The organism is Pseudomonas sp. TAA207 (assembly GCF_001529285.1).
Taxonomy (GTDB): domain Bacteria; phylum Pseudomonadota; class Gammaproteobacteria; order Pseudomonadales; family Pseudomonadaceae; genus Aquipseudomonas; species Aquipseudomonas weihenstephanensis.
Genome location: NZ_LLWJ01000070.1, coordinates 170,222 through 194,477, shown reverse-complemented (window position 1 = coordinate 194,477; position 24,256 = coordinate 170,222). Strand labels below are relative to the sequence as shown.

Below are 24,256 nucleotides of genomic sequence, written 5' to 3'. Positions count from 1 at the left end.
ACCTTAGTAGTTAACAGTACAAAAAAATGGTTTACAGCCAAATGTTAATCCCCAGGCTTAACCTTCACCGGCATGCTGCGAGCCATGCTGTCGCACTGCAGCCACTCAAAATCTGGCTATTATTCAGAGCGGAGCGGCATCGGGCTGCTCAGCATCCAGGAAAGCAGTGTATGGCAAGGATTCGTCGGATTCAGATCGAAAATTTCCGTTCAATTCAAAGCCTGGACTGGAGTCCTGCTCCAGGATTCAATTGCCTGGTTGGCCCTGGCGACAGCGGGAAGTCCAGCATTCTCGATGCTATCGACCTCTGTCTGGGTGCCCGGCGCAACGCATCGTTTGGTGACACTGATTTCTATCGACTGGATGTCACACGCCCGATCCAGATCATGGCGACCCTAGGCGATCTGCCCGACGACTTGATCAACCTGGACAGCTACGGGGATTTCCTTCGAGGCTTCGACCTCGCCAATCAAACACTGGAAGACGAACCGCGCTTTGGCATTGAGACAGTCCTGACCTTAACGCTGAGGGTAGAGAGCGACCTTGAACCCCTCTGGCAGCTCTACTCCGAGCGGGCGCAGCAGCAGGGGATTGAACGTAACCTTGCCTGGAAAGACCGTGCTCGCATCTCTCCTGCTCGCATCGGCAGCTATGCCAACATCAATTTGTCGTGGAGTCGCAACTCCATCCTCAACCGACTTACTGAAGACCGGCCCGACCTGGGCGGAGCGTTGGCGGCAGCAGCGCGAGACGCCCGCCTGAGCTTCGGCGCTCAAGCCGGCGCACAGCTCCGAGAACCACTTCAAATCGTGACTCAGACTGCCACGAATCTCGGAGTTCCTGTGGGCGCATTCGCGCAGGCTCTACTCGACGCACATGCTGTTTCGATTGGTGATGGCGCTATCGCCTTGCACAACGAGCAGGGCATTCCTTTGCGATCCTTGGGCACAGGTTCATCCCGCTTACTCATCGCTGGGTTGCAGCGCCAAGCAGCCCAGGCAGCTTCAATCGCTTTGGTGGACGAGGTGGAGTTCGGCCTGGAGCCGCACCGGTTGATCAGATTCATGGATTCTCTTGGCGCCAAGAACGTTCCAGAGCCACTTCAGGTGTTTTTGACCACCCATTCCCCAGTAGCGCTGCGAGAACTTTCAGGTCATCAACTCTTCGTGGTTCGTTCACTTGCTGATCGCCATGAGGTACGCCAGGCCGGTATCACCGATGACGTTCAAAGCACACTTCGAGCAGACCCTGAGGCTTTTTTGGCCAAGCGCGTGGTGGTATGCGAGGGAGCCAGCGAAGTGGGACTTATGCGTGGCCTGGATCAGCACTGGGGCACCTTGGGTCATCCCTCTTTCCTGGCCCTTGGTGGAGCATATGTCAACGTCAACGGAGGCAGCCCCGACAGGGCCTACCAACGTGGCTCCGCACTGCTCAGCCTTGGCTACCAAGTACTCGTCATTATCGATGCGGACAAGCCCGTCAACGCAGAAATCCAAAACGCGTTCCTTGCGGCAGGTGGGCAGTCCGCTACCTGGGGTCAGGGTAGAGCCCTGGAAGATGAGCTGTTCGCAAGCCTGCCGGATGCGGCGGTCGACAGGCTGATTGCACTAGCTATCGAAGTCCGGGAACGAGACCTAGTGGCTAGCCACATACGAGATCGATCTCAGAACACTTTGAATCTTGACGCAATACAAGGATTTCGGGAACAAGGTATCCCCTATGCCCCACCTACGCGAGCAGCATTGGGCCTGGCGTCCCGCATCCGCAACAATGGCTGGTTCAAATCGGTGACAACGTACGAGTTCATTGCCAAGACCATCATCGGCCCTGAACTGAGCGCTTCTCACCAAAGCCTCCAAGCGACCATCAACTGGATCGAGGGCTGGATACATGCCGCCTGAGATCGCTCTGTTCGACTTTCCTAGGGGATCCATCACTGCGCCTGCAGGCTGCGGTAAGACCCAGCTGATCGCCGACACGTTGGCTCAGCACAACGGCCCCAGGCCCATTCTGATCCTCACCCATACCAACGCCGGGGTCACAGCCCTTCGCGCCCGGATGGCTCGGGCCAGGGTGGCACCGACCTCATTCCGAATTGCCACGCTTGATGGGTTCACCATGAAGCTGATCAGCATGTTCCCAGGCAGGAGTGGCCACGACCCGGCAATCATGCTGCTGACGAACCGCGCCAATGACTACCCCGCCATCCGTGCAGCTGCCCTCGCGCTGTTGAGGGCCAGGCATCTTGATCAAGTACTGCAATCGACCTATTCGCGCGTCCTTGTCGACGAGTATCAAGATTGCAATCGAGTGCAGCACGCCATCGTCACCTGCCTGGCCGCCACGTTGCCCACGTATGTCATGGGCGACCCAATGCAGTCGATCTTCGACATCGCCCAAAACAGGTTGGTCGACTGGAACGCGGAGGTTCTTCCGGAATTTCCCGCTATTGGAGCCCTGGGTACGCCTTGGCGATGGCGACTGGCAGGCGCAGAAAACCTGGGACAGTGGTTGCTACACGCGAGACGGCTACTGGAAGCTGGCCAGCCCATTGACCTCGCCGCAGTGCCTCCTGAAGTTCAATGCGTGCAGATTCAGGCAGCAACCGCCGACGCGCAGCGGCGAGCCGCTGCCATGACGCCCCTGGGCCAAGGAGAGTCCGCGCTCATTATCGGCGATTCGAGAAACGTCACTGGCCGACAGCGTCTGACCAGCCAAACACCCGGTGCGACCACAGTTGAGGCTGTGGATCTCCCCGACCTCATTACCTTTGCCCAGAATTTCCAACTGGCGGGGCCAATGGCACTGACTCACATAGCAAACTTCGCCGGGAGCTTGATGACCGGTGTCGGCGTTACTCCCTTCCTCACACGAGTCGAGACGATTCGCAATGCTCGCAACCGCACCCCGCCAACAGTCGCAGAGTCCGTGGCCGTAAGCTTCCTGGCAGAGCCAACCTATCCAAGGGTGATAGACCTCTTGCAGATACTTTCCGAGCAGCAGGATTGCCGCGTCTATCGACCTGAAATTCTTCGCTGCTGTATCGCCGCGCTCCGGATCGCAGCGTCCAGAACTCACACACTCCATGAAGCCGCCATCCAGATCCGAGAGCGCAATCGACTCCAAGGCCGACCTCTATCTCGTAGGGCAGTCGGCAGCACTCTGCTGCTGAAGGGCCTGGAAGCAGATGTTGCGGTGATTTTGGAGCCAGAGGAAATGAATGCCAGGAATCTTTACGTTGCAATGACCAGAGGCGCTAGACGGCTCGTCATCTGCAGTCAAAACCAATTCATCGGTCACCGGAGATAGGTCAAAGTGGACGCCGGCTGAGAGTCAGAAATGCTTCATGCCATCACCTTCGACATGACCGTCATAGTCATTGATGGCATCACGACTCTGTGCCGCCGACTGCCGCATCCACCCTCGACTGGTTCAATACGTCAGGGGTCGAAGCTGCACGATTCAACGCCACCTGTTCACTCATCCACTCGCCGACAGAATCGAACTCTTTCAGCATCGCCGCGAACTCATCATCACTCAGAGCTCGCGCGAATTCACTGTCGTGAGGGCTTTTGTCCGCGCCACCTACTATCCCTAAGCCTACATGCCCCAAGGTCTAGAACAGGTTCTTCACTTCGACGAAGACTGATCCCGTCTCGGCAGCAGCTCTTACCTTACGGTCGATGACGTCTGTGAAAGGTATCTGCTTTTCTAGAGCATCATGAATATCTTTGCCGGAAATACACACCAGGCTTTTTCCTCGACCGAAGGCCTTTAGCCCAACATCGGAAAATCCGTAATAGCTTATGAACACGCCGCGTGTCCAGGCAGCCTTATCAACGACCTTACCTTGCAGGATATGGAGCTCACCGACACCCACAGGCGCACTCACCCATTTTGCTTCGACTAGGTAGATTTCACCTCGACAGAGAAAGCTGCCGTCGATTTGCTCACCAGTGTTCCGAAACGGGGCCCGAGGCTGAAGGTTCGAAATCTCAAACAGTTCCTGCAGGAACGTCTCGAACGCATATCCGCGCGCTTGGGGCTGCAGCTTATGGATAGCCAGAAGTTTCTGCTTGAGCGCAGCTGCTTGATCAATGCTGACCTTGCGAACTGCAGCAAATGGGTCGCCAGCAACACTACCTGCGGTGCCAGATTCCAGATTCTGAATCAGCGTTAAAAAACGCCCTTCGGCATTCGCAACTGGCTCATCCTTTGCCTGGTGGATGAGAAGGCTCTGCCGATGTGCCCACAGCGCTTTCAGAGCTCGGACACTCGTCTGAGTATCTGCGAGCCTGAGGAAACTACGAAGACGTCGGGCCTTGGACGTACCATCGGCAGTGAAGAGAGGATCATCTATATCGATCTCCAGCTCCTCGAAGAAGAATCGGCTGAATGTAGGATTTGAGAAGTCCAAAACGTATCCCCCCTCCATTTCGAAGAGAAGATCCAAGAGCTTCATGTCCAACGGTTTTATCTTCGGCATGCCACCCGTCCTTGATCAAGCACAGCAAACCGAGCATACGACATCGCAGTGAAAGACCCAACGGGCAAGCCTTCAGGACTTAGGTAAGCGGCTGGAGAATTCATCCAAAAATTCTAGGTGCCGTGGCAACCGAAGGACGCAAAAAATGGGTGTAAATGGGTTCGTACTGGGCGACCGAGAAGCCTGCAGGAGTTAAAAGCAGATGCCGTGATCAATTCGCATGAGCATATCAGCAGCATCTGAGTATCCCGTGGGGGTATATAGCAGTGTGCAAGGTGTCCGGTGGCCCAGTCCAACCACCGACCTTCCAATCCAGCGTTGAGCTTTGTCACGATCTCCGAACACTCCTTCCGCGACCGAAAGAATTTGCTCGTATCGGCCCACGAAGCAACGATGCTCAGCGCTCCAGCACGCGACTGGCGAGCACGTGCATGGCGCAATAGTTCTCGAATCACTCATGGTTCAGCCTCATGGAGCCTGTATCAAAACACCTTTAGCACTGTGGACAGCTGCATCCGCCGACGCTGTCCGTCCCCGACGAGGACGTAGACGGTGTGCGCCGTCACAAAAAACTTCGAGTCACTGAATTCAACCATGGGCTGGGTGCGCACCCAGCTCTCGCTGATATCTGAGTCGAGGCTGTCGTAGAGCGCGTTGAATGCCAGGATCATCACCGGCTGCTGTCCTTGCGCCCGAATCCCCTGCAGCACCTCCTCAGGTGCAGCAAGATCGAGCCAAACCCAATCACTGACAACACAGTGACTACGGCCTGGATAACGCTCCTTCACCTGCTCAATCGCATCCTCAACGTCCAGCTTAACACCTGGCATATGCAACGCTGGCCCAGCCAACCTCGCTTTTATTTCATTCATCCTGGAGCTCCGATTTGACGTGATTTTAGGAGCTTGGGCTCTTTCAGCCTAGGCTCGTCCTGATCTGGGTTCCTTACCCCGAACAGGCAAATCGCCCAAAGAGATATTGATATCAAATAGACACCATATTCGTCGAATTGGATCTAGCTGATACCTCTCCCTCAGGCGTCCAGGGCTTCCGTTGATGTAATCGAGAATGGAGTGACAATCACGTAATGGTCGGCACCCGAAATGCTACGAAGAAGCGTCATGCCATGCTTCTGCGATAGCCGAACTACGTGTGGTGTTATCACTGTCATTCCGTCCAGCGCTGCCCCTGAGCGATCGCAGTAAACAGAGCCTGTGAACCGAGAGCCCACCTGAGCAGCGTGCATCAGAAACGCGTCGATCAGCACACCCCAGGCGATGGCCTTTGCAGCCTCAACTTCCGGGGGAACATGAGATATCAGTGTTGTATTTATCGAGCTGTACGACACAGCGCACTCCGTATCTTCAAAATTCCACGATCTTCCCGAGATCGAAACCACACTCTTCTTCCGGATAACCTCGTTGATTGCTGATCAGCCTGCAGCCTGATAGCTCAACATCAGTCGAATGGTGGGTATGGCCAAAAATCCATGCATCGGCTCGGTGGACTAGAGCGTGCCATGTATTGCAGTAAGCAGCGTTCAGGTGGCCCTCGTGCTCGCCACCACAGACTTCGATAATGGGCGCATGATGTGTGATTACGACAGTTTTGCCGGCGAACGGCTTTTCCAGCTCTTCAGTTAGCCATTGCTTCGCTTGGTGATTCCTGCTGGCGACGTCGTCCGGGCGCAGCCGTCGATAGTTTTGATCGGCGCGTATCGCCCGGTAGTCAGTCATCATCGACCGCGCCATATTCGTTGCAGCGATCACATCGCCGGTCGAGCTGAAATCTGTCCAGCCGCTTGTTCCCAAGAACCGAATCCTGCCTGCTATGTAGCACTCGTTTTCGAGCACATGGACATGACTCTGCGCAGCGGCGCGGGCTTTCTGAAGCGTCCTATCAAAATGGCCGGCGTAAAACTCGTGATTGCCCATCACATAGAGGACGTCGCAGCTGAAGGTCTCATTAGCCCACCGCACACCTTTATCCAATTTGTGAATGTCTCCAGCTAGCACTACAAGATCGAGGCTTCCTGGGGCAAATGGTGGAAGCTGGAGCGCTGAGAATTCCAAGTGCAAATCGGAGAGGATGTACACCCGCATATCGCCGCCTCTTAATTCGATTTAATCGTAAATTGACAGCCCTACTCTGCTCGAACTCAGACGCAGGGATGGATCACGTGCGACCAAAGATCATCGCCGGAACATGCTGCAAAAGAGCCCATGATAGCCGAGAGGTTCTTATAAGCACAACCTGCGCTATTTATCAGAACCATCAGGATATGGCTCTATCCTGACTTTTCGGATGATCATGACGCTGAAAAACGAGATAGGTGCAGCGCTTAGGGCCATACGGCAGCAGCGCGGCTTGAGCTACGAAGAGCTCAATGAGTCGACCTTCCGAACCTCGCTAAGCCTAATCGAGCGTGGCAAATCCAAGCTCACCATCGAAAAGCTTTCCTCCTTGGCCAAGGCCTTGGATTTTGACCTCCTTGCGTTCATGGCGATGTGCATAGCGCTTGAGCGCGGTCAGACACCTGATGACGCCATCGCCGCAGCCCAGAGTGAATTGGATCGTTTCAAGGCCGCTGGTGGCCTGGCGCTGCTGCAAGAGCAGATCGTAGACGGGGAGCTTGTTTCTCGATCCAAGGGCAAGCCGGCGAATTCCGAAAACAAAAATGCGGTGCGGCGGCTGAAGGCTGAGGGGAAGACCCAAGCCGAAATCCGGCAGCTGCTTGGACTTTCAAAATCGACGGTGAGTCAGTACTGGCACTCAGAGTCGTGAGCTGAGGCTTCAAGGAAAGTTGAGGTGGTCTTGCGGGCGGCTTTGACACAATCTAACTCCACCCATGCATAGCAGAGCCTCCTGCTGAGAATGCCAGAAGCCGCCAATCAGGTACGTGGGCAGCATCACCAGCCCGCGTAATGAGTTACAAGCAGTCCCCACTCCCGTAGCGCTGTTCCATTTGCTCGCAACACTGCGAGCGCTTCAGCTGCAGAAATCTTGGTAGGACAGCCACCTATCAAGTAGAAGTCGTCCTTTCCAGGGGAGTAGAGGTGAAGCAGCGTAAGTACCATCACACGCTGTAAATCAGTCATTTTTCTGTATGCACGGCGCATCGCCTTTAAACCTTCGGGGTCAGGCTCTGACCGATCATGATCAAAGCCACAGGGACGCATGGTGTAGTGGCTACCTTCTTGAATCCCCCACGGCCTACTTTCAGTGAAGCAGGCATCCAGCTCGTATTTCTTAACGATATGCCAAGCGAAATCTCCGAACTTTCTCCCTCGCTCTTCGGATGGCCCGTCTATCGGCGGAGGTATCTGGCAGACCATTGCCATGGCAGCGTCCTCAGTGCTGTCCATGCAGCGCACTTTTTCAACCAGCTCGATCAGCATGTATCCGGGAAAGCGACCGGCTGCAAAAGTCGGATTGATGGCGGCGTAGGCAGCAAGAGCAACCGGCTGCTGAGAGTGATGCACATGGCCGTGGCTCGCGACCTCGACGTCCGTGAACGCCCAGATCCCCGCAGACACTTCATAGACACCCAGTCGGTGTAGCAATGCCATCGCTTTTTCCGATGTGTCGCCGAGGATATCCATCTTGAAAGTGCTCCTGATTAGGGTAAGAGATGCTGATCTACCATCCCCATACTAGGCTACCAACCAAGATGATGACGCTCGCTTCGCCCAGGCATTAGGGTGTCTGGTGAAAACGCCTTTTTTCTAGACCGTTGCTCCTGAGGATAAGTCTCTGGCGACAGTATGGGGAGCTGGTTTTGAGTTTCCTTTGCCATCACCTCCACGCGGGTGGTGGCTTTTTATGCGAGCCAACCGGTCTTGGAACAACATCACCAACGGCCAGCTAGCTAGCCCTGAAATTGAATCCGAGCTCTGAGTTCCTGACCAATCCATTTGCCTGCGCTCAGGGGTTGATGGAGGCCAGGCAGGGGGTGACCAGTTTCTGAAGGGAGCATGAAGCCAGGCATCATCATCCTATCCCTTGTATGCTGCCAGGCTTCCCTAGGACGCCCTGCGCCGGCATTAATCAATGGCACTGCAATGACGAGGATTACGTCATCGTGGCGTCATTCTTCGGACAGCTTTTGACCAAGGATAGTACGGCAGCAAAGGCCTACGTGGACATGAACCAGCTTTTAAAGATGTAGCTACCTGAGAGCAGATCATCCCGGCTGCGAAGACCTCAAGTACGCAACGAATCCGGCCCAGTCATGGGCCTAATACTTCTCCAGCATTCGCTTGGGGAGCCCGATTTGGGAGATCGTGTAGTCGATGGACTTTCGCCATTCAGCCTCAGCTAGAATCTGCCGGCCTGTGAAATATCGAAGCTCATCCTCTACGGTGTTGTAGATTAAAAAGATTCGGTCAAGGTTTACGCTTACAGCAGCTCGACTAAGGCCTCGCTGACTGTTCCAGCTTTCGCCGCTCTTAATCTGGACTTCGAAATAGCGACCTTCATGACCCACGATCCCGTCGATCCCTTTGTCGTCGACCAGAGAGGGGAACACGTCAAATCCTTCACCGATCAAGTATCCCCAGATGGCAAATTCGTTCCGCTTGCCGATAGCGAGCTTATTCTTAATCCCTGCTTTCACCGACCTGCCCTACCCACCGCCAATTCAATTGAAGTCGTAGGCTACCACTGCCATCAGATCCAGGGCGTGAGTTGGTCAACGGGGCTTCGCGCAACCGGCACCGGTCTTATGCTCATGGTCTGACCATGTAGGGAGTACTGGGTCACTCACCCACAGTCAGGCCAAGCGGTCGATTGCCTGCTGGAGCAAAGCCTAGAGAGCTCGCCACCGCCAAAGCCACGTTGTTAATTCCAGCGGTCACGATCAAACCCGAATGCTCATTTTCGCCTCAAAAATCATCAGATCGCTGACCTCGTCTCTCATCATTTTTCTGACGATGCGCGAGTCCACTTGGACTTCGCCATCCGATCCCACCCTGACCATTTCTGCATAATCTGCGAGCATGAGGTCGGCCAGGCCACGGCTGAAGCCGTCCCGAATCAGCTTGATCCTGAGATCATCGTCGGTACCATATTTGATCCGCTTGTAGAACCCAGCCTCCAAAGCACCGACACCGTTGAGCACTTCCACGAACTTTAAGATCCGGTTGTCGAAGAAATCCTCTTCGTCCTTCAAATGCACGATAGCCAGGTTGATGCGCTCGGCATCATCTTTCTGAGAGATCCTGACCCAGTTCTCGTACACGCTCTCACCGAAGGTCGAGTCGCCCCATTTGCCCACAAAAACGTGGTCGGTGACTCCTTCTTCGGCAAGCTTGTTCCAGTACCGAAGGGTGAGCCGGATCATTCTCTTGAGGCTGTATCGCTTCAACCTCCAATCCAGAAGCATGGTGTAGAACTTAAGCGCAGGGAGCTCGTTGAGACGTAGCAAATCACGGTGCTCTCGGCTATCTTCAAAGTTTGCGATGAAGAGCTTCTGGACAGCCCGCATCAGTCGTGCAACGTCGCTGATTTGCCCAAGCGTCTTGACCGAATTCTTGATCCGCCGATCAATACGTTCCTCATGCTTGAAAACATCGAGTTCACTGATGCTATTGGCGATCATCAGCTTTCCAAGCTCGGTCGTCACGTATTGGCAAGGACGATCCCCCAGCAAGCCCGGATGCAAATTTGCCAGGCGTTCAACCGCATCGTTGTACAGTTTCGAAATCTTGCCATCCACGATGGTCGTGGCCTCAAGCATGACATTACCGACGCTATCCTGGTCAACCTGCGAGACGTTCACCGCCTTTTGGTAAAAGCTTTGGAGATTTGCCCGCTTGCTGGTGAACCCCTCGACTCCGAGCAGATAAATACTGGACTCCAGCTTCTTCAGTGAAGCCTGCGCCTCAGGCGCAAATACTTCGCTAAAACGATTGACCCGCCCAATCAGGTTTTTGAACTGGGACGACGTGAGATTGCTTTGCCCTTTTGTGTAATCAAAGATAAACAACCGCTCGATGGGTAGATTCACGCCCTCCAGTAACGTTGAATTACACACCAGGTATTTCATTTTCTTTGAAGCGCTGAAGAGACTTTCAAGATACAGGCGGATGGTGTCCGGGATAGAGCCATGGTGATACATGACGCCTTTCCTGAGACACGAGATCAAGCGATAGCGCTTATCAAAAGCATCCTCCAGCTCGTCGCATGCACGCGCGATGAAGGGACAATCAACAGGCTTCAGTGTCGCAGCCAACCCCACAGCGAATGCCTCAATACTCTTCTTCTTGTTTCCATAGATGATGTTCTTGTTGAGCGACTCGCGTCGGATCAGCTCGAAGCAATTCTGGTATTTGCCGTCAATATCAAGCCAGACATTGAGGAAATGGTCGTACAGTTTGAGTTTTCCATCCCCCTTGTTTGGCCTGAAATCTCGAAGGTAAAAGCGCTCTGACTTGATGTACTCATCAATCCTGAATCCCGTAGGGATCATGTCCAGAAAGCATACCCTGACGTTGAGCTCGTCACAGAGAAAGGGAGTGAGGAACTTGAACGAGGTCTTTTGGTTGCGCGCTCCCAGAATGCACAGCATGGTAGCCAGCAGTTCGCTTCGTCGGTCATTCTGAAGAAGGTTGTGCGCCTCATCGACAAACACCATGTCGAAACTTAGCAAGGGGTGATCGTTCAGCAGCCGGCTCAAGCGCTCCTGGGTCAGCACAAATGCTCGATCGTTTCGGCCTTCAACATACATCTCAGGATGAGAGATCACCTTCCCCAAACCTTCAATATCGGCATAAATGAGGCGCTTCTTGGTCTGTGCTAGGAGCGCTTTGGAAGGCACCAGGATCAGGATCTTACTGTGAGGGTTATCGTTCACTGACTTGATGATCAGCTCGGACTTTCCATACGACGTCGGGGCCACTACCACGGAAGAGTGCTCGTATTCGGACTGGACGAACGTGCGCAGTGCCTCCTGCTGCTCGGTCAGTACAATGCCCTGATCGCGGAATGTGTCAACGTAGCTTCCTACAATCTGTCGGATGAAAGAGTCGCTGCGGTGGTCGTCCTCTGGAAAGTCGTTACCGATCACGGCAGATACAGGATGCAAGCCGTGGTGGAGCGCGACATCGTAGAGGGCTTCGTATCGGCCAGTGAGGTTTCCGTAAAACAGGATGATCCGATAGCCCAGACGCTTGATCTCCGGCGTCTGATGGTTAAGCAACAGCACTGCGATAGCCAGCAGCTTAACGACCTCCGAGTCTTCCATCTCATCCTTGCTGAGGAGGCGGAAGTACAGGTCTTTGAATTTCGTGTTGGCTAACTTCCTGATTGTCAGCTCTTTCATGTCAGTGTCCCGATTCCGCTTTCAAAAATTCTTCCAACCGCGTCAGCGTGCCCTTGTGCAGCGACAGCACCACCAGCGTTTTGAAGACAGACTCGCTTGCTAGGTCAGTTGTGAACTTGGAGATGGTTTTTTCTGCAACGCGCTGGGAGACGTCACTGAACAGGGCCGATATCAGAAAGACGTTATTGTCAGCTGCAGTCGCCGATTGACCCACGGCCATGTCAGCCTCAAGCTCTAGAATCTCCAGCACGGAGTCCCTGAAGTCAGCCTTGGCGTGGATGGAGTTGCGGGCCGCGTTGATCGCGTTCTGCCAATGATTCATCTCCTGCTCCGCGAGTCGTCCCTTTAGATCATCGCGGGCCTTAGCGAGCAGATCACGAGTGGCAGTACATGGGGTCTTGCCCACCCTAATCCCACCGGATTTCACCTCAGTGATCCAGACCTCATTGCTTGACGATTCATAGAGCAGCAGATCGAAGCCCTTGCGTATGCTTTTCTCTTCCATGTTGAAAAATGGAGAGACAACGTCAAAGCCAGGGAAAAGCTTCAGGATCACAACGTGGGACAGGAGCTCTCCAAGCATCCCTACCTGAGTCTTGCGTGTTTTACCGGAGTATCGATCCCAAAACGCACGCAAGGTTGCCGGGTACTTGTACAAAGCTCTGTCACGGCTCGCCTGGTCAACGCCATGGCATATCCGCGTCAGATTTTCCCGAAGGGCATCCTTGAGCTCATCAGATAAACGCTCGACACAGCACAACGCATACTGATCAACCTGCTTGAAACTTACACCATCCATAACCTATCCATGAGGGTCATCTCTGGTAATTCCTTTGCATGACGATAGCGGCAAAACGCCACCCATCGATGCAAACTATCCTGATTTTAAGGCAGAGGTAAACAGGTAATTGCGTCCCTGTGAAATTTGCCAGATATCGTTACGTAGGAGCTTGGGAGCGACAAGACGATCGTACTATTCCAATGCATGGCTTGCCGATGCACCCGCGCCAAGCGATGATCGCTTGGCGGCTATCACCCGCCGTCCCATCTGGATCATATGTGGTACTACGAGGGCTTATCCTTGACACTTGGAACTTGCGCCTGCAAACCCGAGTTCTTGGCCGATGGCCAATGCTTGTCGTGCGACGATACCCGGGTCAGAAACCTCAACCGAGAAAAGACGCTGAGGAGCAACCATGCTAGGCGAATTCCTGGATGGAATGACTACCTCGCCTTTGAGGGGGCGCACTGCAGACACTTGTACGCAAATTTGAGTGACCAATGGAAGTGCCCGTGCTGCGACCGGACGAAATTTGAGTTACTCCGCTGGACAATGCTTTTTCCCAGTAGACCAGACAAGCGGGAAGGTTGGGCCGTTGGGGTTCATACCCATCATGATCATGGCGCTGATCCATACGGGATCAAGCCTCAGCCGGGTGAGGTCTGCCGAATCAGCAGCTTTGCACCGATAACAATTTGTGAACAGTGCAACAGTGCTGACGGTTCAGCTAAAAGGCACCTGAAACTCCCTAGGCATTTTACTTTTGGGCCTGCGGAGATTCGGGCGTTTGTCCGCTCAACGCCACACGGCAAGCACCTCATCAAGTACGACGTCGCCAAGGCGATATTCGATCAGGTTACCGCTCCCCACCCGTTCCCCCCCTGGCGATAGCACTCAGTTGAGTTGCAAACCCAGTTCCGAGCCCCGGATGCACCTTCTATGGATAGATGATGGTCACTGCTGTTGTTTCGATTAGCTAGGCAGTACCCCTGAATAGTGATCCACCTACCCTGGTACATCGGCTTGAGGTCGATTAGGTGGGCTCATCCAAGCGGAGGCTTGCCACATGTGGCGCTAAGTTGCCGGCAACTGAGCTGACAATTCCCCTGCTTGCTCACGATCCGCCACGCTCACTATACAGCGCTCAATAAACTCAAGCTCTTGGGTGAGTTCAGTGGCGCGTTTTTCCAGCGCATTCAACCCGGCCCGGTGTTCCTTTTGCACCTCTTCAGGAGCTCTGGCGAGGCCTGCTAGCTTCCTGCGGGCCTTCTCGATCTTTTCATTGACCTCAGCAAGGTATCTCTCACCGGACTCCTTCTTTTTGTCCGTGAAAAGCTGGCATTCCAAGAAGCGGATGGCATCGTAGATTTTCAAGACCTCCCCACTGGTCTTGGAGTGCACGAAGTTCAGGCTGCCTTCATCAAAGGCGTGGTGCTCCTGGTTTTGGCCGCCCCAGTTGACCAGATCGTTCTTGATGAAATTGAAGTGCGACAAGTCGTAGTCAATGAACGGCTCCACCAGCTTGAAGGTGTGCTCCAGGCTAACCTGCAGGTACATGCTCTTCTTGAGCTGCGACTTGTTGAAGTTCGCAGTGACCTGCACGCCGTTCTCAATGCAGAACTCCAGCACCATGGACTCGAACCAGATCCGGCAATACAGCAACGCCTGTCGAACGTCGAAAACCGACAGCGCCACGTGCACCTTTTTCTGAAAACCACCCGCGTGATCAATGACCACGATGCCTTTGTTCGTATAGCTGAGCACATGGTTTGCGTGCTGGTCGGATTGAGGATGGCGATCAGCGATGATGCAGAAGCGCTCCCAGAAGAGGCGATCGTGGGTCGTCACCACCATCTGGATCCGGCGCAGGTAGTCATCATTGAAAAACAAGTCGATGATGTTGGATCGGTGATCCGTATCGATCGCGTTGACGACGTCATCAAAAACGATGAGCGGAAAATTGTTTTTCTCAGCCATCGCCAAGAGAATCGACAAGCCCAGTGCCCTCAGATGCCCTTCGCTGAGCACAGCAAACGCATCCAACAGGGAGCCGTCAACGTTGGTGATCTTGATCCGGTAGCTCTCCGTAAGCTTTTCAAAGGCCAGCGTCTCAATCTGCTCATGGTCATCGTCGTGGTTATTGATCGCTCGGTAGTACTCGGCAGCCTTGGCTTCGATCCCTGTAATGCGCGCTTTTTCAAGCTCCAGCTTGTAGTCCAACAGGTCGCCGTAAAGCGTTCGGTATTCAGCCTCAAGATCCTTGAGCAACTGGTTGAAGTGGCTGTTATCCACCGAGTCGTTGAGCAAAGCCGTTCTCTGCCCTATCAGCGCAAACATCCTGTCATTGGCGTCTGTGAACCCGGTTAGCGCCTGGGTTTTGAGGTCAAACTGTCGTTTCAGCGACTCATCGACCTGCTTGAGGTGTTCGATGAGCGCATCCAGACGAGCCGCTTGAACCTCCGCCTGATCAACCTCCCGTTGCCTGCGCTCGCAGGCACGCAGATAGGCCTCGATCTGGGCTGTACTGTCAGCACAGAGCGCGATGAAAGCATTGAGGACAGACGCCGCCACTGTCGAGCGGTCAGTGGCCGTATGGAACTCTGTGAGCACCGCTTCCAATACGTCCATCGCCACTGGGCAGGGTACATCGGCATAGGCATTGGCCTTCACGGAACTGACCCCGGTCGCGATCCTTGAAGCCCAGAGGACAACTTGAGTATCATTTTTCTGTTTGGATTGCTTCAGGGCCTCCAGAGCCCCGAGCGCCTTGATCTGATCACGCGCCCTTTCAAACGGGTTCACCGTGACTTGGTCAAGGGGCGTCAAACAGGCGGGACAGGTCTGCTCAGACGGCTGTTCGGTGGCTTCCAAAGCTTCCAAGGCTTCAAAAACAGCGCGATAGTTAACGTCACTGGCCCTTTGCAGAAACAGTGTCTCGATCTGCGTTTTGCGGCTGAGCAACCGCTTGGCGATGGCAGACGTACGCGCAACATGCTTGATGGGAATGACCACCGGTGCTTTGGCCGCTCGCAGTCGCTCGGCCCCACGGATGTGCATGTCTATCGTCTTGCGCAGCCGCTGTACCTTTGGACGAATTTCGAAATCCTGATCGGCCCGCAGCCCCAAGAGCTGACAGGTTTGCGAAATCGCAGCGTAGAGGTCTGCCCTGTGCTTGCTCCGCACTTGGCCAAGCTCTGTTCGTGCGCGTTCAAGGTTCGCCAGGGCCTCGGCCTGGTCGGCACGCATGAATGCCTTGAGCGTAAAGCTGTCAGGGCGCACGAATCGGGAAATGACTTCCTGAAGCTCTTCCAGGCCGAACAAGGTCGCCAAGACATCACTTTCGCCACTACCAGTGTCCTTCGAGCCCAGCAGCGAAAACTCCTGAAGGCGATTGCGATCAATGAAGCAACTCGACCAACTGATACTGGGCGCAATTTTGAGCTTATTCGTTCCCAGGAGAGCGAGCTGGGGCTTGGTTTCTCCTCGTGCAATGTACTGCTTGACCTTGGTCTTGCGCCTGGCGGCTTCCTTGATGTCCCCAGTGGTGCAAATTTCGATGGCTTCACAGAGCGATGATTTGCCGCCGCCATTGGGCGCGTAGAAAATGTTTTTCAGCTTACTGAATCGAATGAACGTGCCTTTGTCGTCGGCACCAAACTCGCCAAAGCCCCGGAAATTCCTGACGCGCAGGTGATCTAACGCCCCCAAGCCCGAGGGTGGTATCCGATCCAGTTCAGGCCTTTTATCGAGCACTTTCTTGAAGCGAGCAGCGACGCGCTGGTAGTTACGACCCAGCAACTGATCCGACGCAGTGGTGATGTGTGACTTGATGTGGTCGGAGTAGCGGCCCTTGCTTTGGTTGGCCTGGTACATACACCAGAGAAGCACCAGGTACGCATCAGTACGCCCCTCAAGGTTCTGCCTGGCAAAACTTAAAAGGTACTGACTCATTGCGCCTCCTCCCTGGTACGCATCAGCGTAACCGGACTGGCATCAGGAAGCCATTACCGAGCGTTGTGGATGGGCCGCTGTCCGGAAAAACTTGGGCGGTTTCATACAACATGGGGGATGCACCCAACCTGACTCGCAGCCCCAGTTACAGAGATATTGATCCCATAGTCTGATCCCAAACCCGGTTTGACGCCCGGTATACTCAGGACAAATAGTGCTGCATCAAAACGCCGTTCAAGCCTCCAGCACCCATTTTTGATAATACCGAGGAAGCACCATGCCAGTTGACGGGCCTCTACCTGGGACGGGTGATCAGCACGACATCAATGCCGATGCAACACGTTGCCTGATGGCTCGACATCCCAAGAATTGGCGAGTGCAAAGCCTGGAAGGGACTGACGACTATGGCTATGACTTCCAAGTGCAGACCACGCCGAATCAACAAGCGACGGATATTTTCCGTATCCAGCTTAAGGGCACCCGCTCTCCGAACCTGACGGCGGATGGCGAATACATTTCGGTGTCTCTGAAAGCCACCACTGTCCGCTATTACGCCCGAGCCGTAGAACCGGTACTTCTGGTGATCTGCGACCTATCGGTGAACGAAGATCCTGTCGACTGCCCCCTTTACTATGTTTGGCTCAGGGATGAGCTGAATCGCATCTCGGTCGACGATCTGTCCGCTGAACGCAAATCCGTCACCCTTCGTGCGCCCACAAAGAACGTACTAAAAATAGCTACGGATCTCTCGGAGGACATTCGCCACCAGAACGAACTGTCTCGCATGGGGCATATCCTGAGTGAGCGCGCAGAGCAAACACACCCAGGGATGCAAGCAGATGACCGCTTAACCCTGGTTCAGGGCGTGGTAAAAGGCGTGGCTGCACGAGGCTCCGCACTGATGAACGCCTTGGCAGGCCCAACGGAAGACTACTGGGTCAACCCAGCTCGCGGCACGCTTGCCTGGAACTTGACTCAGGCCAAGGCAGATCTACAGGTCACCGCGCTGGATCGAGCGAAGATCCAGCTAGATGAGGCAGAGCCAAAACTCGAAGGGTCGGCCACCCTTGAGCGCGCAGAATATTGGCGCCTACGTGGCAACTGGCAGGTTCAAACGGGAGATAACAGAGCGGCAGTCTCTTCCTACCAGAACGCGTATGAGGTAACGCCGCTCCCCAAGTTCCGAGCAGCCCAGGTGGAAGCGGAGATCCGCATCCGATTCGAGAACGATAGCGACTCACTTGCAGAGCTACATGATTTACTGGAGGGTGCAGATCCAGCCATCATTGCCATTCGCTCCCGGCTGCATGCCGTGCAAGGGCATTACGAGTTGGCCGTTGAGCAGGCGAATTTGCTTGCGGAACCTCAACGGTCTTTCGCCAGAGCGTTTGCACATTGGCTGTCTGAAGAACCGGCAAATGCCCTGACGGACTGCGAGGCGGGCCTTGAAGCCTGTGACGCGTCCGATGACATTCGTGAACTGTTGCTGTTGCTTAGGGCCCGAGCCAAATTTTCCCTCGCAGTGGCCACCGCCACTACGCCGCGACGTGAATCTATCCCACCCGCAGGTCTTCCGGGTGTAGACCTTCAAAAGCTTGAGGAAGCTTGGGTTGCGATTAACGATGCTGTCCTGTCCATAAAGGCATCTGGCTGGGGCTCCAACATAGAGCAGCTCGTCGACATCTGGGGGGCCACAGCGTCGGCCCTTGGCAAGGCAGAGTCGATACTTGCAGACCTGAAGGATGCAGCGCAGAAGCGCCCTGACTTGCCCCATATCCATGAGGTCTTGCGGGGCATTGCGGGTCAATTGGCGGACTTCACCCTCGCATTGTCGGCAAATGATCAGTTGCCCGACTCACCTGACAAGCAGTTCTGGGGCACGCTTCTGCTCTATGAAACCCGTAAATTTCGGGCGTGCTATCAAGGCTTTGGCGCATACGTCGGTGACGTGGATCGCAGCCACCCCCTGTTTGGGGCGGCTGTCACCGCAGCGTCTATTTCGGCGCACAAATCAGTTCAGACCGGCCTCGTGAACCAGTGGATGGGGCTGCTCGAAGCAGATCCTGCTCTGGCCCCCGAAGCCGCCCTCGCACAATTTTATCTCCAGTTGGAGATGAGCAGGTTGGCCAAGGATGAGGCGTTGAGGACGCTGCAGGCCAGGTATGAAGAACTGGATCGGCCCGTCAGTATTGCACTCACCCTCATCCACGAGCTTGACCCTACCGACCCGCAGAGCGCGCAGGCGTGTGTTCGACTCTCCGAAAGGATCACTGAGCACTATGTCCTCTCGCCTGCGGTGGCTGCGCGGCTTGGGCTGGCCTTGGTGACCTTGAGAGATTGGCAAGGCATCGTAGAGCTGTGTCAAAGCAATCGAGTTCGCGTTGAGCCTGGCGATCGAATGGGAGCCTTCGAGGCATTGGCACTTGATCACCTGGGCGAAACGGAAAAGGCCCGCGATCGGTTGTTGAAAATTGTAGCCACAGGATCTGACGATCCACTGGCACTGAACACCTATGCGACGATTGCCACGCGTTGCGGCTACGTCGATGACGCCGTGGAGGCAGCGGAAAGAGCGCTCGAAACTGCGAGATCCAAAGGGGAACAATTGGAGTTCGTTAAGTTACTGTTCTTTCTCATTCAGTTTTCCGACCCAACGAGCGAACGGCTACTGGAGCTGGCCCTGCGAGCGGGCGAGCTGGTGGATCAGAGTGTAGAGAGCCAGGAAGGCACCTACTTGATGATGCACCTGAGCGGCACTCTGGGTGGACGCAGTGACATCGACCTTGCCAGGGATAGAGAGCAGTTCCGCACACGCGCTGATGCATTCTTCAGGAATTTCCCGAATTCCCGGATGCTCTGGAGAGGCGAAATCCGAGAGGGCGCCTCTGGCACGGAGTTGGTGGAAAGCCTGAAAGCACTGACTGGAATGACGCCCGACAGAGAGGCCTTCCAGAAGCGGCTAGAGCGCTCCCTACAGCAGGGATTGAATACCGTTCCTTTCTCGTGGCGCCCACGACTGGTGCTGTCTTACGTTTGCGATATCGTGCACCTGTGGGAAATTGCCAAGGTGTCCAGCCGGGATGATCGCCAGTATCACTTGGCAATGGTCAACGATACAGGTTGGCAGCCGACCGGTGCCGATGACCTGCGCAAGCGAGTGCCTTTGCTGGATTGGACAGCACTGTTAGTCCTTAACGACTTGGGGCTGATCGACGCCGTCATTACTTTCTTCGGTCAAATTGCGGTGGCCAAGGCCACGATGGAGGAGCTTGCCGAGTTCACGAACCCCGTGTTTGGAAGCCCAAAGCGAAGCAAATGCTTGGAGCTACAGAACGCTTTGAAACCCCATCTCGCCTCGATCCTTCAGCCCTCCCCTCCAGAGGTGGCAAGCGAGGCATCGCCCGCCAGAGTCATTGGGCGCAGCAACAGTGAAATCGTGGAGATACTTGGCAAAGAGCCGGAACGGTACCGGCTCTATTCTGATGACGAATCGCTGCGGATATTTTGTGCTGCAGGTTCCGAGGTCGACGGTTTCTGCACGCTTGATGTCCTGACCGCAATGACAGAGGTTGGGCAGCTCTCCCCTATTGAAAAAGCCGGCAAAATTGCGCAGCTGTGCGAATGGCGGGTCGGGGTAATCGTACAGCTATCCGAAATTGTCCGGCTGCTCCCCCCGGCTGCCTATACTGCACGAACCGTACGTCAAGCCGTAGAAATCCTCGACGCTGAACCTAGGCTCATTTCAGTGATCTCGGCGCTCTGGGATTATCGAGTGCCCTTTGAAAAATCGCTGGGGCATGCAGCATCGGCGTTGCATGCACTAGTGGAGCAGGCTCAGCTTCCTGAGACTGGACTAGCTGCGCTGATGCGACACTGGCATGTCAAAGCAGCTATGAAAAATGATGCCCCTGATCAGGCCCTTGAGACCATAGTCCTTTTGATCATCACCGCCGCACTCATGGGTCATTTGCCGAAGGCTTGTGCCAAACGACTCTGGGCGGTTTACAGGCTGTTGGTCGAGTCTCACCATGGAGACCAAATGGACGAGCGTCTTGAGAAGGTTTCCATCCGGTTGCTAGGTTCGAAATGTGCTCAGTTGGAATCTGTAGCGGCTGGCGAAGGGTTGCGAATCTTCACCGAGCTCAATGAGAGCCTAACGGAGGGCACGATTGACCAGTCAGAGTTCGCCAACGCTTACACCACAGCACGAATAGCGGCGCAAAGCCCCAAATTCGGGCGATGAGTGCGGGCCGCAGGCGCTGGACGCAGCGCTATGTGGCCTAAGTATGGTCGACGCTGGACGCGTCGCAGTTAGGGTTGGAGCAGATACCCTCACGCGCTTCTCGAAACGCTCTCTTGACCGCCGGAGCGAAATCATCCGCATGACGGGCCGACGAGCCCCCCCCCCCGCTCAACATCCGCTAGTTGGCGCGAATCAACCTTGTGATAGAAACGGCCACCGATGCTTTTCGGCCTGCTCAGTTTCTGGCCAGGAGTGGTTATCATCGTACCCACAACACGACAGGGCAACGAGCTCATGACCTACGCACTTATAGACAATGCCACCCTCACAGCTGTCCAGCGTGCCACTGGAGCTGTCACGGTACAAAACACCGACACGATCAATGGAGACCTGTGCGCTGTGGAGAATTTCCTCCAGGGCATTCTTTTCTACGATGACCTGTTGTGCATCGACAACTACAAGCCTCAGCACCGGGAAGCGCGGAAAAAGCAGTTCCCGTACCTGCGCTTCGTTGACCCAACCCAGTTCGAACTGCAGACGGTCGACGAGGTTGCACAACGGGAAGCCGCGCTGATCCGCCCCGAGATTCGCGGAGGTGAGTTCGTCGATGAGGACTTCGCAGGTCTCCTGGAGCAGCTGAAAATGAACATGGTCTGCACCTGGGATAAATCTTCCAGCGTGTACTACCTGACCATGAGAATGCTCGGGCACCAAGCCACTGATGCCTATGGCAAGTACAGCGCCTTGAGCGCTGCAATCTTTGCCGAATTGGCAGACGTGGGCGACACACGTGGACGCTGGTCGCAAGAAGTGAAACTCGTAGGCTCCGATGGCCACGTCTTCACCGAGCAAGACTTTGCCAGGAAGAAGCCCGAAGATTTCGGCGGCGCCACAAAGCAGCTGGAGATGTTCATCGCTTCCCTGAACTGGCTGGCCTACAAGTCCATCTACTATTCCATGGCAGCTAAGCACCTTAAGGCCGACTCATTTATTCATCCGATACGCCATGCCTATCAGTTGCACTGGCTGAAAAAAAGCGGCTTCTTCGGTCACGACTTCACGGCTCGCCTCCTGGCCAACCTCTCCAGCAAAACACAGACGAGCATCGCTGAAATCAAATCTCACGGGGGTGCGCAGACTGTAGCTCTTGACCTGCCGCTTTTCTCAGCCTGGATGACCCAGGTCTCCGGCAGCGTGCCGAACGCGATCATGGCTGCCAAGCAGATTCGCAACGAAGACCATTTCGTCACCATCCGACAGACTCTGAAGGAAATACGGGTCGCGTTCGATGAAAAGGGCATCGGTGACGGCAACAGGTTGGTCACCAAATTGGTAGGCGATGTTGACAAGATTTGCGGCGACCTGAAACGCAAATACGGCGTGCCCTCCGCCCAAGGCATCCAAGGAAGCTTCCTGATCAAAGCGGTTAACACCATGACTGGATGGGCCGGCATTCCGGGCTTACCGGATCGCGAGTTTGCCCTGTCCACCCCTGAGTTCATGAAGTCGCAGTCGACCAAGGCGTTCACGACCGTCGTAAAGGACATCACGGCAGAGCTGACGTCTATGGAGCGCCTCGGTGGTGTTCGAGACCTCATGGCCAAATCTTTCGTTATCGACAAAGAAAAATTCGGCAGTCCGAAGGTTCAAAACCCCCGGTACCGTCACGCGACCTCTGAGTGGCAAAAACCAATGTAAATGCCGCTCCGGAGCCCGCCCCAGGGCATTGCTGTACACAGGGCGGGCCGTTCTGATGATGGGAGGCTGCCCACGTTGATCTGCATTCAGGCCTCAGCATGACGACGCTACGCGCAGTTTAGAGACAGCAGTTTTTGTACTTAACACCGCTTCCGCAGGGACAGAGTTCGTTGCGCCCGCATTTCCTTGGGATCAGTTGACCACTACGAAGTTTCGGTTCAGTCGTTCCGCCATGGATGGCCATTGCGTGATATCCCTGGCGTTTACCGACTTCAACAATGGTCACAATCGGGAGAGTGAGATTGAGCTGCGCATAAAGAAGATCGAGTTCGATGAGGCCCGTCGTGGGCTGGACAAGAATGAAGCGAAGCAGACGATCCTCAAGGAACTCGAATTTGAGAAGATCGAAATGTTCAAGAGGTTAGCGAAGGTCGACGAAGCTGCATAACGATGCAGTTTCAGCAAAGGGTGTCAGCAGCCTCTCACGACCAATGAACATGCTCATCGTGGACGCGCTCGAATTGATCGTACGACTGAAACACGGCATCGTCACTTAGCCGCTGCAGTTACCTTGCAATCTGACAATCTGCCAATCCTGTGAAGGACATCGGAATCTATGGACAGTGTTTTTGAAGGAACCTTTCCCACCAGCGCGGGCCCAGAAGAAATTCTTCCGCAAGATGCGCTCTCGATCCTGCCATTCGCGCCCGAGGCCATAACTGCCTGGGCCACGCAAAACGATTTGCATACCTACATCAACAAACTCCTCGCAGGCACAGGCTATGAGGATCAGGCGGACATCAGGCTGGAAGGCTCGATCCAAGTAGCATTGGAGTTAGCAGACCAGTTCACCGAGATTGCAACTCAATCGGAGCCGGCACTTGGAGCAAGAACACAGTCGGTCTCCCTGGTTGATTTTAAACATGATCCGGTGTTTGGGCGGTTGGCCAAGGCATTGATAGCCTGGCAAGAGACTATCGGAAACGTCTTGTCTGAAGCGGGATACTTTTCTCTTTCACACATGCTTGAGACTCGGTCGGATCTGATGTGCTCCGTCCAGCTGGCGAGTGGGCTGTACTACCGTCAAGCTATGCAAGTGCTGCGAGGATTCATCGAAAGCGTCATTTCGCCCATCTATTTTTGCAAACAGCCCGATGAGTACAAGGAATGGAAATCCAACGACTACCGATCGCCGACGCTACGTGGAGACAAAGGGGTGCTCCCTCGCTTGCGTAAGGCAGGGATCATTTCGGTGGAAATGGAAAACACTATTTCTGAGGCTTACGACCTGCTCAACGGTTATATCCACGGTAACGAAGAGAAACTGAATAACACCGGCCTTGATCGAGGCGAGTGGGAAGGCCATGTTTTCCAGCCAGTGCGCTTCCAAGCATGGGCGAATGTCTGCGCCTCACTCATCGAAGCTTCACTACCTCTGGTCAAAATCAATCTGTCGCAGTGGGCAGCCGCGAAATCCGATTGGGATCTGTTTTGCCACGTATGCCACGGTCATGACCTCGAAACCCAGCAGCAAAGAGATGATCCGCCGATGACTCAGTTTCGCTGCAAGCAATGCACCCACACCTTCTGGCAAGATGAGGATGATCAGCAGTTCGTGCATGCAACCGTAGAGTTCTCGGACTGATCATCTCAAGGTTCAGGGAAGCCCAGGGGAGCTCGGCTTCCGGCTAGACGACGCTCTCCTCATTTGACCTGCGCTGATGACGAACCATGCCCTGGGCCCACATATCGCCCTTATTGACCGCCCTATCGATG

At 54.8% G+C, this 24,256-nt stretch carries 17 protein-coding genes; 7 read left to right on the top strand and 10 right to left on the bottom strand.

What is annotated here, in order from left to right; all coding sequences use genetic code 11:
- Nucleotides 1-170: 170 nt before the first annotated feature.
- Together AP059_RS17685 and AP059_RS17680 are read left to right on the top strand one after the other, a co-directional pair.
- Nucleotides 171-1,901 carry an ATP-dependent nuclease gene (locus tag AP059_RS17685; protein WP_059764612.1) on the top strand — a complete coding sequence of 577 codons (1,731 nt, stop codon included), beginning with the start codon at nucleotides 171-173 and terminating at the stop codon, nucleotides 1,899-1,901.
- On the top strand, nucleotides 1,891-3,309 hold the full coding sequence (locus tag AP059_RS17680) for a UvrD-helicase domain-containing protein (protein ID WP_059764611.1): 1,419 nt from the start codon (nucleotides 1,891-1,893) through the stop codon (nucleotides 3,307-3,309). The genes AP059_RS17685 and AP059_RS17680 overlap by 11 nt, the downstream gene beginning before the upstream one ends.
- A gap of 307 nt (nucleotides 3,310-3,616) precedes the next feature.
- On the opposite strand, the gene AP059_RS17675 is transcribed toward AP059_RS17680, so the two are convergent.
- From AP059_RS17675 to AP059_RS17660, 4 genes are all read right to left on the bottom strand, one after another.
- The gene (locus AP059_RS17675; RefSeq protein WP_059764610.1) at nucleotides 3,617-4,486 is read right to left on the bottom strand and encodes a restriction endonuclease; all 870 of its coding nucleotides are present in this window, start codon (nucleotides 4,484-4,486) and stop codon (nucleotides 3,617-3,619) included.
- Between the two features lie 192 nt (nucleotides 4,487-4,678).
- Nucleotides 4,679-4,945 carry an antitoxin Xre/MbcA/ParS toxin-binding domain-containing protein gene (locus AP059_RS22100; RefSeq protein WP_082706826.1) on the bottom strand — a complete coding sequence of 89 codons (267 nt, stop codon included), beginning with the start codon at nucleotides 4,943-4,945 and terminating at the stop codon, nucleotides 4,679-4,681.
- Nucleotides 4,946-4,968: 23 nt separating this feature from the next.
- The gene (locus AP059_RS17670; RefSeq protein ID WP_059764609.1) at nucleotides 4,969-5,358 is read right to left on the bottom strand and encodes a DUF6957 family protein; all 390 of its coding nucleotides are present in this window, start codon (nucleotides 5,356-5,358) and stop codon (nucleotides 4,969-4,971) included.
- A 492-nt stretch (nucleotides 5,359-5,850) separates the two neighbouring features.
- Nucleotides 5,851-6,588: a metallophosphoesterase gene (locus AP059_RS17660; RefSeq protein WP_059764608.1), complete on the bottom strand. Its 738-nt coding sequence runs from the start codon at nucleotides 6,586-6,588 to the stop codon at nucleotides 5,851-5,853.
- A gap of 208 nt (nucleotides 6,589-6,796) precedes the next feature.
- On the opposite strand from AP059_RS17660, the gene AP059_RS17655 reads away from it, so the two are divergent.
- Nucleotides 6,797-7,270 (top strand): helix-turn-helix domain-containing protein, encoded by a 474-nt coding sequence (locus AP059_RS17655; RefSeq protein ID WP_059764771.1) that lies wholly within the window; start codon nucleotides 6,797-6,799, stop codon nucleotides 7,268-7,270.
- Between the two features lie 125 nt (nucleotides 7,271-7,395).
- Here AP059_RS17655 and AP059_RS17650 read toward each other — a convergent pair whose 3' ends face one another.
- The 5 genes from AP059_RS17650 to AP059_RS17630 form a co-directional block, all read right to left on the bottom strand.
- Nucleotides 7,396-8,088 (bottom strand): hypothetical protein, encoded by a 693-nt coding sequence (locus tag AP059_RS17650; protein ID WP_059764606.1) that lies wholly within the window; start codon nucleotides 8,086-8,088, stop codon nucleotides 7,396-7,398.
- A gap of 635 nt (nucleotides 8,089-8,723) precedes the next feature.
- Nucleotides 8,724-9,101, bottom strand: a complete 378-nt coding sequence (locus AP059_RS17645; RefSeq protein WP_059764603.1) for a DUF4365 domain-containing protein — start codon at nucleotides 9,099-9,101, stop codon at nucleotides 8,724-8,726.
- A gap of 243 nt (nucleotides 9,102-9,344) precedes the next feature.
- Nucleotides 9,345-11,807 carry a DEAD/DEAH box helicase gene (locus AP059_RS17640; RefSeq protein WP_059764601.1) on the bottom strand — a complete coding sequence of 821 codons (2,463 nt, stop codon included), beginning with the start codon at nucleotides 11,805-11,807 and terminating at the stop codon, nucleotides 9,345-9,347.
- Nucleotide 11,808: 1 nt separating this feature from the next.
- Nucleotides 11,809-12,606: a hypothetical protein gene (locus AP059_RS17635; RefSeq protein WP_059764598.1), complete on the bottom strand. Its 798-nt coding sequence runs from the start codon at nucleotides 12,604-12,606 to the stop codon at nucleotides 11,809-11,811.
- 1,056 nt (nucleotides 12,607-13,662) lie between these two features.
- On the bottom strand, nucleotides 13,663-16,539 hold the full coding sequence (locus tag AP059_RS17630; protein WP_059764596.1) for an AAA family ATPase: 2,877 nt from the start codon (nucleotides 16,537-16,539) through the stop codon (nucleotides 13,663-13,665).
- A 277-nt stretch (nucleotides 16,540-16,816) separates the two neighbouring features.
- Between AP059_RS17630 and AP059_RS17625 the strand changes: the two genes are divergently transcribed.
- The gene (locus AP059_RS17625; RefSeq protein ID WP_059764594.1) at nucleotides 16,817-20,782 is read left to right on the top strand and encodes a DUF4365 domain-containing protein; all 3,966 of its coding nucleotides are present in this window, start codon (nucleotides 16,817-16,819) and stop codon (nucleotides 20,780-20,782) included.
- A gap of 294 nt (nucleotides 20,783-21,076) precedes the next feature.
- Nucleotides 21,077-22,480: a hypothetical protein gene (locus AP059_RS17620; protein ID WP_059764769.1), complete on the top strand. Its 1,404-nt coding sequence runs from the start codon at nucleotides 21,077-21,079 to the stop codon at nucleotides 22,478-22,480.
- A gap of 118 nt (nucleotides 22,481-22,598) precedes the next feature.
- Here the strand turns inward: AP059_RS17620 and AP059_RS23095 are convergent, their stop codons facing one another.
- Entirely contained in the window at nucleotides 22,599-22,724 is a 126-nt protein-coding gene (locus AP059_RS23095; protein ID WP_082706825.1) for an SEC-C metal-binding domain-containing protein, read from the bottom strand.
- Nucleotides 22,725-22,727: 3 nt separating this feature from the next.
- On the opposite strand from AP059_RS23095, the gene AP059_RS17615 reads away from it, so the two are divergent.
- The gene (locus AP059_RS17615; protein WP_024678814.1) at nucleotides 22,728-22,928 is read left to right on the top strand and encodes a hypothetical protein; all 201 of its coding nucleotides are present in this window, start codon (nucleotides 22,728-22,730) and stop codon (nucleotides 22,926-22,928) included.
- Between the two features lie 168 nt (nucleotides 22,929-23,096).
- On the top strand, nucleotides 23,097-24,125 hold the full coding sequence (locus AP059_RS17610; RefSeq protein ID WP_059764592.1) for a hypothetical protein: 1,029 nt from the start codon (nucleotides 23,097-23,099) through the stop codon (nucleotides 24,123-24,125).
- Nucleotides 24,126-24,256: the final 131 nt, after the last annotated feature.

What these genes read in the sequence shown, in the direction of transcription:
- AP059_RS17685 (WP_059764612.1), top strand. Translation starts at nt 171, where the DNA reads ATGGCAAGGATTCGTCGGATTCAGATCGAAAATTTCCGTTCAATTCAA.
- AP059_RS17680 (WP_059764611.1), top strand. Translation starts at nt 1,891, where the DNA reads ATGCCGCCTGAGATCGCTCTGTTCGACTTTCCTAGGGGATCCATCACT.
- AP059_RS17675 (WP_059764610.1), bottom strand. Translation starts at nt 4,486, where the DNA reads ATGCCGAAGATAAAACCGTTGGACATGAAGCTCTTGGATCTTCTCTTC.
- AP059_RS22100 (WP_082706826.1), bottom strand. Translation starts at nt 4,945, where the DNA reads ATGAGTGATTCGAGAACTATTGCGCCATGCACGTGCTCGCCAGTCGCG.
- AP059_RS17670 (WP_059764609.1), bottom strand. Translation starts at nt 5,358, where the DNA reads ATGAATGAAATAAAAGCGAGGTTGGCTGGGCCAGCGTTGCATATGCCA.
- AP059_RS17660 (WP_059764608.1), bottom strand. Translation starts at nt 6,588, where the DNA reads ATGCGGGTGTACATCCTCTCCGATTTGCACTTGGAATTCTCAGCGCTC.
- AP059_RS17655 (WP_059764771.1), top strand. Translation starts at nt 6,797, where the DNA reads ATGACGCTGAAAAACGAGATAGGTGCAGCGCTTAGGGCCATACGGCAG.
- AP059_RS17650 (WP_059764606.1), bottom strand. Translation starts at nt 8,088, where the DNA reads ATGGATATCCTCGGCGACACATCGGAAAAAGCGATGGCATTGCTACAC.
- AP059_RS17640 (WP_059764601.1), bottom strand. Translation starts at nt 11,807, where the DNA reads ATGAAAGAGCTGACAATCAGGAAGTTAGCCAACACGAAATTCAAAGAC.
- AP059_RS17635 (WP_059764598.1), bottom strand. Translation starts at nt 12,606, where the DNA reads ATGGATGGTGTAAGTTTCAAGCAGGTTGATCAGTATGCGTTGTGCTGT.
- AP059_RS17630 (WP_059764596.1), bottom strand. Translation starts at nt 16,539, where the DNA reads ATGAGTCAGTACCTTTTAAGTTTTGCCAGGCAGAACCTTGAGGGGCGT.
- AP059_RS17625 (WP_059764594.1), top strand. Translation starts at nt 16,817, where the DNA reads ATGCCAGTTGACGGGCCTCTACCTGGGACGGGTGATCAGCACGACATC.
- AP059_RS17620 (WP_059764769.1), top strand. Translation starts at nt 21,077, where the DNA reads ATGACCTACGCACTTATAGACAATGCCACCCTCACAGCTGTCCAGCGT.
- AP059_RS23095 (WP_082706825.1), bottom strand. Translation starts at nt 22,724, where the DNA reads ATGGCCATCCATGGCGGAACGACTGAACCGAAACTTCGTAGTGGTCAA.
- AP059_RS17610 (WP_059764592.1), top strand. Translation starts at nt 23,097, where the DNA reads ATGGACAGTGTTTTTGAAGGAACCTTTCCCACCAGCGCGGGCCCAGAA.